Source organism: Gordonia sputi NBRC 100414 (assembly GCF_000248055.1).
GTDB lineage: Bacteria > Actinomycetota > Actinomycetes > Mycobacteriales > Mycobacteriaceae > Gordonia > Gordonia sputi.
This window is the reverse complement of record NZ_BAFC01000065.1, coordinates 72,176-86,379: the sequence shown is the minus strand read 5'-3', so window position 1 is coordinate 86,379 and position 14,204 is coordinate 72,176. Positions and strand designations below refer to the sequence as shown.

The 14,204-nt window shown below is 65.4% G+C and carries 10 protein-coding genes; 3 read left to right on the top strand and 7 right to left on the bottom strand.

Annotated elements, in window-relative coordinates; translation table 11 throughout:
- Nucleotides 1–4: 4 nt before the first annotated feature.
- The 3 genes from GOSPT_RS11360 to GOSPT_RS11350 form a co-directional block, all read right to left on the bottom strand.
- Complete coding sequence (locus GOSPT_RS11360; protein ID WP_005206221.1) at nt 5–2,590, bottom strand: ATP-dependent Clp protease ATP-binding subunit; 2,586 nt, start codon at nt 2,588–2,590, stop codon at nt 5–7.
- 273 nt (nt 2,591–2,863) lie between these two features.
- Nucleotides 2,864–4,369, bottom strand: coding sequence for a glycerol kinase GlpK (gene glpK / locus GOSPT_RS11355; protein WP_005206219.1), 1,506 nt, complete (start codon nt 4,367–4,369; stop codon nt 2,864–2,866).
- A complete protein-coding gene (locus tag GOSPT_RS11350) occupies nt 4,366–5,124 on the bottom strand; it encodes an IclR family transcriptional regulator (protein WP_005206218.1) in 759 nt (252 codons plus the stop codon). Before GOSPT_RS11350 ends, glpK (GOSPT_RS11355) begins: the two co-directional genes overlap by 4 nt.
- Before the next feature lie 229 nt (nt 5,125–5,353).
- Here GOSPT_RS11350 and GOSPT_RS11345 point away from each other — a divergent pair, with 229 nt between their 5' ends.
- Complete coding sequence (locus GOSPT_RS11345) at nt 5,354–6,199, top strand: MIP/aquaporin family protein (protein ID WP_005206216.1); 846 nt, start codon at nt 5,354–5,356, stop codon at nt 6,197–6,199.
- Nucleotides 6,200–6,250: 51 nt separating this feature from the next.
- On the top strand, nt 6,251–7,768 hold the full coding sequence (glpK, locus tag GOSPT_RS11340; protein ID WP_005206214.1) for a glycerol kinase GlpK: 1,518 nt from the start codon (nt 6,251–6,253) through the stop codon (nt 7,766–7,768).
- Between the two features lie 26 nt (nt 7,769–7,794).
- Here glpK (GOSPT_RS11340) and GOSPT_RS11335 read toward each other — a convergent pair whose 3' ends face one another.
- Nucleotides 7,795–8,793: a sugar-binding transcriptional regulator gene (locus GOSPT_RS11335; protein WP_005206213.1), complete on the bottom strand. Its 999-nt coding sequence runs from the start codon at nt 8,791–8,793 to the stop codon at nt 7,795–7,797.
- An 85-nt stretch (nt 8,794–8,878) separates the two neighbouring features.
- Here GOSPT_RS11335 and GOSPT_RS11330 point away from each other — a divergent pair, with 85 nt between their 5' ends.
- Nucleotides 8,879–10,606 carry a glycerol-3-phosphate dehydrogenase/oxidase gene (locus tag GOSPT_RS11330; RefSeq protein ID WP_005206210.1) on the top strand — a complete coding sequence of 576 codons (1,728 nt, stop codon included), beginning with the start codon at nt 8,879–8,881 and terminating at the stop codon, nt 10,604–10,606.
- A gap of 394 nt (nt 10,607–11,000) precedes the next feature.
- Here GOSPT_RS11330 and GOSPT_RS11320 read toward each other — a convergent pair whose 3' ends face one another.
- The 3 genes from GOSPT_RS11320 to serS all read right to left on the bottom strand — a co-directional run bounded on the left by GOSPT_RS11320 (nt 11,001) and on the right by serS (nt 14,161).
- Nucleotides 11,001–11,855, bottom strand: coding sequence for a DMT family transporter (locus GOSPT_RS11320; protein ID WP_005206208.1), 855 nt, complete (start codon nt 11,853–11,855; stop codon nt 11,001–11,003).
- 66 nt (nt 11,856–11,921) lie between these two features.
- Entirely contained in the window at nt 11,922–12,836 is a 915-nt protein-coding gene (locus tag GOSPT_RS11315; RefSeq protein ID WP_005206206.1) for a DMT family transporter, read from the bottom strand.
- Between the two features lie 56 nt (nt 12,837–12,892).
- A complete protein-coding gene (gene serS / locus GOSPT_RS11310; RefSeq protein WP_039855691.1) occupies nt 12,893–14,161 on the bottom strand; it encodes a serine--tRNA ligase in 1,269 nt (422 codons plus the stop codon).
- Nucleotides 14,162–14,204 lie beyond the last annotated feature (43 nt).

The window sequence follows — 14,204 nt, the reverse complement described above, 5'->3', positions numbered from 1 at the left end:
TGTGTCAGTTCTCCTGTGCCGCACCGGATGCGGCTGGTTGTTGGGATTCCTTTGTAGCGGACGTATCAGTCGTCGCCGGTTCTGCCGACTTCGCGGGCGCCTCGGCGAGCTCGTCGGCAGGCGCCTGGGCCGCTGCGTCCTTCTTCACCGACAGGGTGAGCCTCGGCTCGCCCGCATCGACGACGACGGTGTCGCCGGGTTCGACCGAACCCTTGAGCACGAGGTTCGACAGCTCGTTGTCGAGCTGCTTCTGAATCAGCCTGCGCAGTGGGCGCGCACCGAACTCCGGCTGATAACCCTCTTCGGCGAGTTGATCTTTCGCCGCGTCGGTCACGTCGAGCCCGATGCTCTGCGACTTCAGCATGCGTCGAGTTCCGTCGAGAGTCAGGTCGACGATCTGGCGTAGCTGCGTCTTGTCGAGTCGATCGAATACGACGGTCTCATCGATGCGGTTGAGGAATTCGGGACGGAATCGTTGCCGCAGCAGATCCATCACGTCGGGGACCACCTTCTCCACGTCACCGTCGGGTGCGTTGAGGATGAGATCCGATCCGATGTTGCTCGTCATGATCACCAGCGTGTTCTTGAAATCGACTGTGCGACCCTGACCGTCGGTCACCCGACCGTCGTCGAGCAACTGCAGCAGCACGTTGAACACATCCGGGTGCGCCTTCTCGATCTCGTCGAACAGGATCACCGAATACGGCTGACGGCGAACCTTGTCGGTGAGCTGACCGGCGTCGTCGTATCCGACGTATCCGGGAGGTGCACCGACGAGTCGTGCGACGTTGTGCTTCTCCTGGAACTCGCTCATGTCGAAGCGGATCATGCGGTCCTCATCGCCGAAGACCGCTGCGGCAAGGGCTTTCGCGAGTTCCGTCTTGCCGACGCCGGTCGGTCCGAGGAAGAGGAACGATCCGATCGGCCGGTTGGGATCGGAGAGTCCTGCCCGCGCCCGACGCACGGCCTCGGCCACCGCGGTCACGGCCTTGTCCTGGCCGATCACCCTGTCGTGCAGCGTGTTCTCGAGACCGAGCAACTTCTCGCGTTCCTCGGTGGTCAACTCCGACACCGGGATTCCGGTCTGCCTCGACACCACCTCGGCGATGTCCATGACTGTCACCTCTGGTGTAGGTGACTGACCCGCGGCACCGGCACTCGCGCGCTTCTCGTCGATCTCGGTCTTGAGTTGGTTCGCGCGCTCGTAGTCCTCGTTGGCGACGGCCGATTCCTTCTCCCGTTCGAGACGCGCGACCTCCTCCTCGAACTCCCGTGTCTCAGGGTCGGGAGTCTTGGTACGCAACCGAACCCGCGCACCCGCCTGGTCGATCACGTCGATCGCTTTGTCCGGCATGAACCTGTCGGTGACGTAGCGGTCGGTCAATTCCGCTGCGGCGACGAGAGATTCCTTCGTGTATCGCACCTGGTGATGTTCTTCGTAGACATCGGCGAGGCCCTCGAGAATCTGGATCGTGTCGTCGACGGAGGGTTCGGAGATCATCACCGGCTGGAAGCGACGTTCGAGCGCCGCATCCTTCTCGATGTACTTGCGGTATTCGTCGATCGTCGTTGCGCCGATGGTGTGCAACTCACCTCGGGCGAGCGCGGGCTTGAGCATGTTGCCCGCGTCCATCGAACCCTCGCCGCCGGATCCTGCACCGACGATGGTGTGCAGCTCGTCGATGAACAGGACGAGCTCGTCGGAGTGCTCGCGCACCTCGTCGAGCACCTTGGTGAGGCGCTCCTCGAACTCGCCGCGATATTTTGCGCCCGCGACCATCGAACTCATGTCGAGCGCGATCACTCGTCGCCCGGCGAGCGTCGACGGGACGTCGCCGTTGACGATGCGTTGCGCGAGTCCTTCGACGATTGCCGTCTTTCCGACGCCGGGGTCGCCGATCAGCACCGGGTTGTTCTTCCGACGCCGGGAGAGGATCTCGATGGTCTCCTCGATCTCGTCGTTGCGGCCCACCACGGGATCGACGTTGCCCTCCCTGGCCTGTTCGGTCAGATCGCGCCCGTACTCGTCGAGCGTCGGGGTGTCCGACTCCGCTGCGGGCTTGGCCTCCGACTTGCGCCCCTCGTCGATTCCCGCCCCGCCCTTCAACACTCGCGCGGCCGGGATGTCGGACGGCAACATCGCGATGCCGAGGAGTACGTGCTCTGGCCCGACGTAGCCGACGTTCGCACGCGCCGCCTGCTGTTGTGCATTGCGCAGCGCCTGCCGCGCCGCCGGACTCAGACCGGGGCTCTCGTCGCTGGTGCCGCCGCCGTCGACCGACGAGATCGCCTGCATCTGTGAGGCAACGGTTTCCGGGTCGAGCCCGGTCTGCTCGATGATCGAACGCGACGGCTCGACCTGCGTGGCCCCGTACAGGAGATGCTCGGGCGTGATCTCGGAGTTCCCCCACTCGACGGCTGCCTGCGCGGCCGCCGAGACCAGTCGCTTGGTGTCGTCACTGAACAATCGGTTGACGTCGACGCGCTGCACCTGCGGACGGGTGCCGCTGCTGCCGAAGAACCTGTTGAAGATGTCGCCGAAGGCGTCGTTGCTGCTGAAAGGGTCGCTACCAAACCATGACTCGGACAAAGCTTCCTCACTTCACTCGGGCGCGACGCCACTGAGTACGAATTCGGGTGGGCACGAATTCAGGTGGGCACGCGCAGTTTTCGTGTAGTCATGCGGAAGTCTCGGCAGCAGCGGCGTGGCCGGTGCCGACACAACGGAACTCCCGGGACGTCGCTCGCCCGTCCCGGTCACGCGAAGAGGAACCTCTGTTTCGACGTTAGCCGCTATGTCGAAGCTTCGCCACGAGATCTGCAATGCACCCGACACCGCGGCATCTCGATCGGGTCTCGGCGCTCAGACGTCGGCGAGCGCTCGACGCACCGCCGATTGCCAGCCCGCGGCTTCACGGCGTCTGCGCTGCGGATCCATCGACGGCGTCCACGACGCCGCGACGTGCCGGTTCTCTCGGAGCGAATCGAGATCGTCCCAGTAGCCGACGGCCAGTCCCGCGGCGTATGCCGCCCCCAGTGAGACCGTCTCGGAGACGAAGGGCCTGATGACGGGGACGTCGAGGACGTCGGCGACGTGCTGCATGAGCAGATTGTTCGCCGTCATCCCACCGTCGACGGCCAGCCGCTGCAGTTGAATCCCCGCGACGTCGCGCATCGCTTCGACGACGTCGGCCGTCTGCCACGCGGTGGCCTCGAGCACCGCGCGGGCGAGATGACCCTTCGTCACATACGACGTCAGCCCGGTCACGATCCCTCGCGCTTCCGAATTCCAATGCGGCGCATACAGTCCGGAGAAGGCCGGGACCACGTAGCAGCCGCCGTTGTCGTCGACGGTCCGTGCGAGCGTCTCGATCTCCGGCGCGGTGTCGATCAGGCCGAGTTGGTCGCGACACCAGCTCACCAGCGAGCCCGTCATCGCGATCGGACCCTCGAGTGCGTAGACCGGGGCCTCACCCGGCAGGCTGTAGGCGATGGTCGGGACGAGTCCACGCGCCGACGGAACGATCGATGTTCCCACGTTCATCAGCACGAAAGCGCCTGTGCCATAAGTACATTTGACGTCGCCAGGAGTGAAGCAGGTCTGGCCGAACAATGCAGACTGCTGATCACCGAGCGCACTGGCGATCGGCACCCCCGGCAGCACGCGAGCACACTTGGCATACACCTCACTACTGCCGACAACCCTCGGCATCATCGCCTCCGGGATGTCGAGTAGACGAAGCATCCGTGAACTCCAGTCGCGTCGTCGAAGATCGAGCAACAGGGTGCGACTGGCGTTGGTGACGTCGGTGATGTGGATGCCGCCCTTGGGGCCACCGGTCAGGTTCCAGATGAGCCAGGTCTCCAGCGTCCCGAACAAGACCTCGCCGTGCTGGGCCGACGCTTCAGCGCCACCGATGTTGTCGAGCAGCCAGCGCAGACGCGGCGCGGCGAAGTAGGTCGCCGGGTCGAGTCCTGTCACGTCGCGGATCTCGCTGGCGTGCTCGCCGAGTTGGTCGACCATCGGCCCGGTGCGCGTGTCCTGCCAGGTGATCGCGGGGGCGAGGGGGCGTCCGGTGCGTCGATCCCAGATGACCGTCGTCTCGCGCTGGTTGGCAACACCGAGCGCGACGACGTCCGACGGCGTCCGGCCGGCGAGAGCGAGTGCCTTGGGTACGACCTTCTGCACGTTGACCCACAGCTCGTGCGCGTTCTGTTCCACCCAACCCGGCCGCGGGAACGTCTGTTTCTGCTCGAGTTGGGCGATCGACACCATGCGGCCGTGCCTATCGAAGAGCATGCAGCGTGACGACGTCGTCCCGACATCGATCGCCGCGACGACCGAGCCGTCGGTGGCCTTCGCGCTCACCGCGCAGCACCCAACTCCCGGTCGATCGACGTCGCAGCCTGTCGCATCTGATCGATCACGACGTTGCGCGGCAGCGTGCCCGACCGAAAGATCGTCGACGGTGGTCCGACCACGACGAGCGCGCCGATCTCACCGGGCCTGCGCCCGTGCACGGGAATGGCCGTCGCAGCACTGCCGCGTTCGTACTCGCCATGTTCGGTGGCCAATCCGGTTTGACGCACGGTGGCGATCTCGGCTGCGAGATCGGTGCGCGAGACAACCGTGTCCGAGGTGAACCTGTCCAGAATCATGTTGCGCAACAATCGATCCCGATTCTGCGAGTAGGCGAGGAGCAACTTCCCGCCTGCCGACGCATGTAGCGGCACGCGCTCGCCGACGCGCATCCGCTGGGGCGAGTCGTCGGGCCTGAAGACGTGATGCACCACAACTGCGGCGTCGGTGTCGAGCACCTCGAGCCAGACCTGCATGTCGAGCATTGCCGCCAGGGTGTCGCACCACCCCATCGCCGCCGACCGCAACACGTTGCCGTCGAGATTCGACGGCGCGCCGTTGTGGTGCGCACCGGTGAGGTAGGAGCCGTCCTCGTCCTGATCGACGTAGCCGATGTCGAGGAGGGTGCTGAGGATGCCGTGCACGGTTGCCTTCGGTAAGCCCAGCTCAGTCGCGATTTCTCGTAACGACAACGACCGCGGACTGCGCTCGAGCAGGTCGAGCGCGGCGGCGGCGCGCTGGATCGACTGGATTGGTCCCGGCACCTTGCCTCCTCCCTCGGATCCCACTGGTCCTATGAGCCTTGTGAACGTGTGTCGATGCTCGACTTTACGGCCGTCTACAGCCCCCGCGATCGAGAATGGCCGACCTTCGTTCGACATTGTCGAACGGCAATCATTGATCTGGGTCACACCGTCGGCCTAGTTTTTGTTCCATCCGGCAGGTACCGACGACACCATCAGGACATCGAGCCGGTCACAAAGGAGTGAAACCATGACGAAGAAAATCCCGCTGGTGGGTGAACTCTCCGCCGAATGTCTGGGCACGATGATCCTCATCCTGTTCGGCTGCGGCGTGGTCGCCCAGGTCGTCTGCGGAGGCTTTCCCAAGGCGCTCGGTGCGGGCGACCACAACTCGATCGCGTTTGCGTGGGGCTTCGGCGTCACGCTCGCCGTCTACGTCGCGGGTCGTCTCAGCGGCGCTCACCTCAATCCCGCTGTCACCATCGCCCTGGCCGCGTTCAAGGGCTTCGACCGCCGCAAGGTCTTGCCGTTCATCGCCGCGCAGATGGTCGGCGCGTTCATCGGAGCGCTGATCGTCCGCTACACCTACGCCGATCAGATCAGGGCAATCGACCCCGACCACACCAAGGCGACCCAGGGCATCTTCTCGACGTCCCCGGGCAGCGGCATCTCCCTGACCACCGCATTCATCGACCAGATCGTCGGCACCGCGATCCTCGTCGCCGTGATCTTTGCCCTCACCTGCGTGGTGAACAATCCTCCGCTGGGCAACATGGCGCCGCTCATCATCGGCATCCTCGTCGTCGCGATCGGCATGGCATGGGGCACCAACGCCGGTTACGCCATCAACCCCGCGCGTGACTTCGGTCCGCGACTTGCCTCATTGATCACCGGCTACGGCGACGCGATGTACTCCGCGAACGGTCCGGAACTCTACTTCTGGATACCGATCGTCGCGCCTATCATCGGTGGGCTCATCGGTGGCGCGATCTTCGTCTTCGGCATCGAGCGCTTCCTGCCGACCGAGGGCGACGACAGCCAGGAGATCGGTGTTTCCGAACCCACTGAACCCGAGCACGTCAGCGCGCGACACTGAACACACTCATCACCCCGATCCCAGACTTCATCGAGAACGAGAGACATACCCATGCCAGATTTCGTCGGTTCCGTCGACCAGGGAACCACCAGCACCCGATTCATGATCTTCGACCACGCAGGTAACGAGGTCGCCCGCCATCAACTCGAACACGAGCAGATCCTTCCCCGCGCCGGCTGGGTCGAGCACAACCCGGTCGAGATCTGGGAGCGGACATCTGCCGTCATCCAGACAGCGCTCGGCAAAGCAGGACTGACGGCCAGCGACCTGGCCGCCCTCGGTATCACCAACCAGCGTGAGACCACCGTCGTCTGGGACCGTCGAACGGGACGTCCGTACTACAACGCGATCGTGTGGCAGGACACCCGCACCGACAAGATCGCCAGCGCCCTGGAACGAAACGGCCACGGCGACACCATCCGACACAAAGCGGGACTGCCGCCCGCCACCTACTTCGCCGGCGGCAAGATCCAGTGGATCCTCGAGAACGTGCCGGGCGTCCGTGAGGCGGCAGAAAGCGGCGACGCCATCTTCGGCACCACCGACACCTGGCTCACCTGGCATCTCACCGGCGGCTATCGCGGCGGCGAACACGTCACCGACGTGACCAACGCGAGCCGCACCATGCTGATGAACCTCGAGACCCTCGACTGGGACGACGAACTGTTGGCCCTGTTCAACATTCCGCGCGCGATGCTTCCCGACATCCTGCCGTCGTCGAGCCCCAAGGCTTTCGGTGTCACAGAGTCGACCGGACCGCTTGCGGGTGAGGTTCCGATCACCGGTGTGCTCGGCGACCAGCAGGCAGCGACCGTTGGCCAGGTCTGCTTCGCGCCCGGTGAGGCCAAGAACACCTACGGCACAGGTAACTTCATGTTGCTCAACACCGGTAACGACATCGTGCGCAGCAAGTCGGGTCTGCTGACAACGGTCGCGTACCAGCTCGGCGACGACAAGCCAGTCTACGCGCTCGAGGGCTCGATCGCGGTGACCGGCTCCGCGGTCCAGTGGCTGCGCGATCAGCTCGGAATCATCAGCGGCGCTTCACAATCCGAAGCTCTCGCCCGCCAGGTCGACGACAACGGTGGCGTCTACTTCGTGCCTGCCTTCTCCGGCCTGTTCGCTCCGTACTGGCGATCGGATGCGCGCGGCGCGATCGTCGGACTCTCGCGGTTCAACACCAACGCACACCTCGCACGTGCCACCCTGGAGTCGATCTGTTATCAGACCCGCGACGTCACCGAGGCGATGACCGCCGATTCCGGTGTGACGCTCGATGTTCTGAAGGTCGACGGCGGCGTCACAGCCAACGAGCTGTGTATGCAGATCCAGGCCGACGTGCTCGGCGTCCCGGTCAGCCGACCGGTCGTGGCCGAGACCACCGCACTCGGCGCGGCGTACGCGGCGGGGCTGGCCGTCGGAGTCTGGAAGAACACCGACGAACTGCGCGAGAACTGGAACGAAGCCCGCCGGTGGGAGCCGGAGTGGGACGAGAACCAGCGCGAAGCCGGCTATAAGCAGTGGCGCAAGGCCGTTGAGCGCACGCTCGACTGGGTCGATGTGGACTGACGATGTCACCGTTGCCCGGCTGCCATTCACCCGCCACGTCGCACATGGTGCGTCGTGTCGCGGTGGATGAGCAGTCGGGCGAGGTTCTCGTCGAGCACGATGTCCGTGATCAGTCCTGCGGCGAAAGCACCCTCTGTCGCAGCGGCTTTCGACTCTCCCGACACCACACAGATACGACGGGGGACGGCCCGGATCACATCGAGATCCGGGCCGGAGGATCGCTTGTTCAACTCGATTCCCTCGTCGCTACCGTCGTGACGGTAGAACACCGTCGCGACGTCGCCGACGACTCGCTCGGAGCGCAGCGACGCGAAGTCGGCGGGCTCGAGGTAGCCGCCGGTGTACACGTGGCTGGGGACGTCGGCGTCGGGAGCGCCGAGTCCGAAGAGCGCCACGTTCATCATCTGCTGGACGTCGAGGACACGCTTGGTACTGCGCTCATGCCACAGCGCGACCTTGGTGTTCGGGTCGTCGAAGAACGCGGGCACCGGAAACTGTTCCACGCGAGCCGAATACGCCGTGGCGAAACGGCGGAGGATCTCGCTGGCGTAGTCGATTCCCGAACTCGTCGGGTTGCCCGCGCCGTTGAGTTGCACGATCTGCGTGTTCCACAACTCCTTGGGCACAACGTGTCTGCTGACGACGCTGATCGTCGCACCCCAGGCGACGCCGAGCGTCGTATTGGCCTCCAGCGCCCTGCCCAGCGAACGCGCGGCCTCTTGGCCGACGCGCTCGAGTCTGTCGGCGTCGGACATTTGCGCGGTCGTCGGGACGACGGATGCGTTGACGCCGAAGCGTCGGCCGAACTCGTCAGCAACCTCGCCGGTCCTACCCGCCGGCGCGTGGATCGTGATGTCGACAAGGCCGGTGAAGCGGGCGAAGCTCAGCAATCGCGACACCGACGACCGGCTCATCCCCATCTCGCGACCAATGGCGGCCATGTCGAGGTCTTGCATGTAGTACAGATGTGCCGCGCGCACCGCGAGTGCAGTGCGCTTCGGATCGTCGGCCGCGACTCGTTCCACCCCACACGTTCTACCAGCAAAACCCACCCGTGCACATATGTTCAGAAGTATTGCTCTTATGTGCAGTGACCATCAGGATGGAATCATGACCGAAAACACCACCTCGACCGCACCGCTCCGGCCAGGCGTCGCGACGCTCACCGAGCGCCCGTCGGCACAGGTCCTCATCATCGGTGGCGGCATCAACGGCATCTCCACCTTCCGCGACCTCGCACTGCAGGGCATCGACGTCGTGCTCGTCGAGCGCGACGACTGGGTCAGCGGCGCGTCGTCGGCGTCGAGCCACATGATCCACGGCGGCATCCGTTACCTGGAGAACGGCGAGTTCCGACTCGTCCGTGAGTCGGTGCACGAGCGCAACGGACTCCTCGAGATCGCACCCCACTATGTGAAGCCTCTCGAGACCACCGTCCCGATCTTCTCGACGTTCAGCGGAATCCTCAACGCGCCGAGGCGTTTTCTCACCCACAACACCGGCAAACCCAACGAGCGGGGCGCGGCGTTGATCAAGGCCGGACTGGTCATGTACGACGCCTTCTCCGGTGCGGGCAAGCGCCGGGTGCCGCGTCACAAGTTCCGCGCAGGCGACAAGGCCCGCGCCGACATGCCGCGACTGAACTCCGGCATTCGTTACACCGCAACCTATTTCGACGCATCGGTGCACGATCCCGAGCGTCTGGCACTCGACGTCCTCAAGGACGGTCTGGCCACCGGCCCGCACGCCCGTGCGACCAACCACGTCGAAGCCATCGCGATTCGCGACGGCGAGGTGGTGCTCGCCGATCGTGTCAGCGGTGAACAGTTCACCGTGTCTGCCGAGGTCATCGTGAACGCGAGTGGTCCGTGGACCGATCTCACCAACGACGCGCTCGGCGGCGACACCCGATACATGGGCGGCACCAAGGGATCTCACATCGTTCTCGATCACCCCGACCTCGTCGAGGCCACTCGTGGACGCGAGATCTTTTTCGAGCACTCCGACGGTCGTATCGTGCTGATCTACCCGCTCAAGGATCGAGTTCTGGTGGGCACCACCGACATCGACGCCGACCCGAGCAAGCCGACGCGATGCACCGACGACGAGATCGACTACTTCTTCGACCTCATCAGGCACGTGTTCCCCGATATCGCCGTCTCCCGCGACGACATCGTGTACTCGTTCTCCGGCATCCGCCCGCTGCCCCGCCACGACGACACGACGCCGGGCTTCGTCTCGCGCGACTACAACGTCGAACGTACTGAGCTGCCCGGGGTTTCGGTTCCCGTGCTGAGCTTGGTCGGCGGCAAGTGGACCACCTTCCGCGCCCTCGGCGAGCAGTTGTCGGATCGCATCATGGAGCTGCTCGGCGCGGCCCGACAGGTCTCGACCGTCGGCCTGCCCATCGGCGGCGGCCGCGATTACCCGACCACCGACGCGCAACGTCGGGCATGGGTGGCAAGTCGACGCGGCGACGTTCCCGCCGACCGCGCCGACGAGTTGCTCACCCGCTACGGCACCCGCGCCAGCGAGGTCATCGCAGCGATCACCGCCGGCCCCGACGCACCGCTGCCCGCCAGCGGTCTCTCGACGGCGGAGCTGCGCTACATGATCGAGACGGAGCAGGCCGTGCACATCAGCGACATCCTGCTGCGCAGAACAGATCTGGCCTTCGTCGGCGGAGTGACCGCGGCCGTACTCACCGAACTCGGCGACGCGATGGCCGAGATCCTCGGCTGGGACGGCCAGCAGCGCGCCGCCGAAATCGAGGCGGCCGTCGAGAACCTCAACGACGCCCACCGCGTGCAGGTGACCGCCAGCGCGGCGAGCGTCTGACCGCCGGGCGCTGGTGATCTCGACAAGCTCGATCAGCGGTGGAGGCCCCCGCTGGTTGAGCGGGCGTGAGCGCAGCGAACACCCAAGTCGAAACCACACCCGCTGCGGCAAGTGATCTCGACAAGCTCGATCAGCGGAAGTTCAGCTCGATCAGCGGTAGTCCAGCCCGATCAGCGGTGGCGGCTGACCCCCGCTGGTTGAGCGGGCGTGAGCGCAGCGAACACCCGAGTCGAAACCACCCCCGCGCGGCGAGTGATCTCGACAAGCTCGATCAGCGGTAGTTCAGCTCGATCAGCGGTAGTCCAGCTCGATCAGCGGTGGGCCCCCGCTGGTGATCTCGACAAGCTCGATCAGCGGTGGTCCAGCGCCACAGCTCCATCCGCGGCCTGCGTCGTCAGGCCGCGGACTCCGTCGCCTCGACGGCGGACGATGTCGCGACGACGATCGCGCCGCTCACCGCGGCGGCGAACGCGATCAGCGTCGGCACCGCCCAGCCGGGACGTGTGCTGTCGCCGAGCAGCGCAATCCCCAGCGCGCTGGGAACCACCGTTTCGCCGACCACGATCGACGCCGCCGCGGCGCTGACGGCCCCGGTCTGCAGCGCGACGGTGAACAGATAGAACCCGCCGACGCCGCAGATCGCCACCGCGTATGCGGCCGGGTCGGTGAGTATCGCGCCGACGTCGAACGGGTCGACGCCGTCGAGAATCCTGATCGCCACGGCCATCAGACCGAACAGTGCACCGCCGCCGAGTCCCGCGACAACGGCGACTCCCCTCGGAATCACTCTGGTCACGGCAGTGACCGCCACGAAGAGCCCGACACCTACCCCGAGTAGTGCCCAGTGCAGCCAATTGTGGTCGCGGTGCCCCTCTTCGCCAGCGCCGATACCGAGCACAACGAGCGCGATCACCACGACGGCCACCGCGGTCCACTCTCGACGGCTGAGTCGGGCATCGAGGACCACCGTCGCCAACACCGCGGTGACAACCAGATTCGCACTCACGATGGGCTGCGCGAGGAAGAGTGGAGTGAGCCTGTCCGCGACCAGGTTTCCAGCGAAGCCGACCACATCGAGAACCAGTCCGAGCAGAAACGACACCGTGAGCATGGCCGTGATCGTCGAACGCAACGACGGCGCTGCCCCGACCGTGCCGTCCTCGACGCTCTGCGCACCGCGCGCCTGCAGCACCGACGCCGTGCCGTACGCCACCGCCGCGAGGATCGCAGCAACGATGCCGATGACCATGCGGTTCAGTATTCATCATCCGCGTGGAGAGAACGGGACCTCACGGCAACGCGACGGCCCGACGTATCAGCTGCCGTGCCCGTAGCCGGCGGGCAGGTTGACCGATTCCGCTTTCTCGACGGCGGTCACGGCGCCCGACGATGCCAGGATCACACCGCCGACGACCGCGGCCACGAAGGCGACGATCGCGGCAGGCCCCCAGCCCGAGCGGGTGACGTCGCCGAGAAAGATGATGCCAACAGCGCCCGGCAGCACCGTTTGTCCGACGACGAGCGCCGCGGCCGCGCCATTGACCGAACCCGTCTGCAGCGCAACGGTGAACAGATAGAAACCGCCGATGCCACTAATGAGGAGCGCATAGAGCGCGGGGTCGGTGAAAAGCACTCCCGGCTGCAACGGTGAAACACCCGTCAGCACACGGGAAGCCACGGCCATGACCCCGAAGATCGCGCCCGCGATGAGTCCCGCGAAAGCCGCGATTCGACGCTTGAGCACGCGCGCTCCCACGATGCCGATCACGATCAGCAACGGTCCGGCGACGAGCGTCGCCCATCCCATCCAGGCGTCGTAGTCGGAGCCCTCGCGCCCGGCAGATATCGCGAGCAGGATCAGCGAGAGGATGACCACCGCCCCCGAAACCCATTCTCTCCAAGTGAGAGTCACCTTCAGCACGATCGCGGCGAGCACCGCGGTCGCGACCATGCGCGCGGAGATGATGGTCTGCGAGAGGAACAGTGGGATCAGTCGCGCGGACACGATCGTCGCGATGAAACCGACGATGTCAAACGCGAATCCGATGAGGAACGGCACCGTCAGCATCGTCGCAGCGGTCGAGCGCAGCGTCGGATGTGGTGTGGTCGAACGCAATTCGGACCTGTGCTGAGCACGCTGCGCCACCCGCTCCGCGCCGAGCGCCTGCAGGACAGATGCCGCCGCGAACGAGAGCGCACCGATCACCGCGATGATGATTCCCATTGTCATCGCGACACCAGCACACACCGCGACCAGGTCGCCGTCACACCACGCGTCATACCGCGCTACTGAGTCTTGGCGTGGGGCTTGAGTACGTCGGTACCGACGAACCGCGCGAGTTCGTCGGGCAACACAACCGAACCGTCGGCCTGCTGATGGTTCTCCAGGATCGCAACGAGCCACCGCGTGGTCGCGAGCGTTCCGTTCAGCGTCGCGGCGACCTGCGGCTTACCCGACTCATCGCGGTACCGAATAGACAGGCGACGCGCCTGGAACGTCGTGCAATTCGACGTCGAGGTCAGCTCGCGATACGTCTGCTGCGTGGGAACCCATGCCTCACAGTCGAATTTGCGTGCGGCCGACGACCCGAGGTCGCCTCCGGCAACGTCGATGACCCGATACGGGACGTCGATCGCGGCGAGCATCTCCTTCTCCCAGCCGAGCAGTTTCTGATGCTCGGCGGCGGTGTCCTCGGGCTTGCAGTAGACGAAGCCCTCGACCTTGTCGAACTGGTGCACGCGGATGATGCCGCGCGTGTCCTTGCCGTAGCTACCCGCCTCGCGTCGGAAACACGTCGACCATCCGGCGTAGCGCTTCGGGCCGTCGGAGAGGTCGATGATCTCGTCCATGTGGTAGCCGGCGAGCGGCACCTCCGACGTTCCGACGAGGTAGAGATCGTCGTCCTTGTCGAGGTGGTAGACCTCATCGGCGTGTGCGCCGAGGAAGCCGGTTCCGCCCATCACTTCCGGGCGGACCAGCACCGGCGGGATCATCAGCGTGAATCCATTGGCCGTGGCCTTCTGCGCGGCCATCGTGAGCAGTCCGAGCTGCAACATCGCGCCCTGACCGGTCAGGAAGTAGAACCGCGAGCCGGAGACCTTCGCGCCACGCTCCATGTCGATGAGGCCGAGCGACTCACCGAGTTCGAGGTGGTCCTTGGGATTCTCGATCTCCCGCGGCTGACCGACGTGCTCGAGAACGACGTAGTCGTCCTCGCCTCCGGGAGGCGCGCCCTCGACGATGTTGGAGATCGCGCGCTGCGCATTCGACGCGGCCTCGTCTGCCTCGTTCTGCCGCGCGACCGCAGCCTTGACCTGATCGGCGAGCTCTTTGCCCTTGGCCAGCAGCGCTGCCTTCTCGTCGCCGGACGCCTTGCCGACCTGCTTACCGAGCGCCTTCTGCTCGGAGCGCAGCGAGTCGGCTTCGACGATGGCTGATCGACGCGTCGAGTCGGCGTCGAGCAGAACGTCGACGAGGCCGGGGTCTTCTCCGCGGACGCGCTGCGAGGCGCGGACGAGGTCGGGGTCGTCGCGGACGATTTTGAGGTCGATCACGCCTGTCAACGATACTGGAGCGCCCGGCGGGCGGATCGTCGGA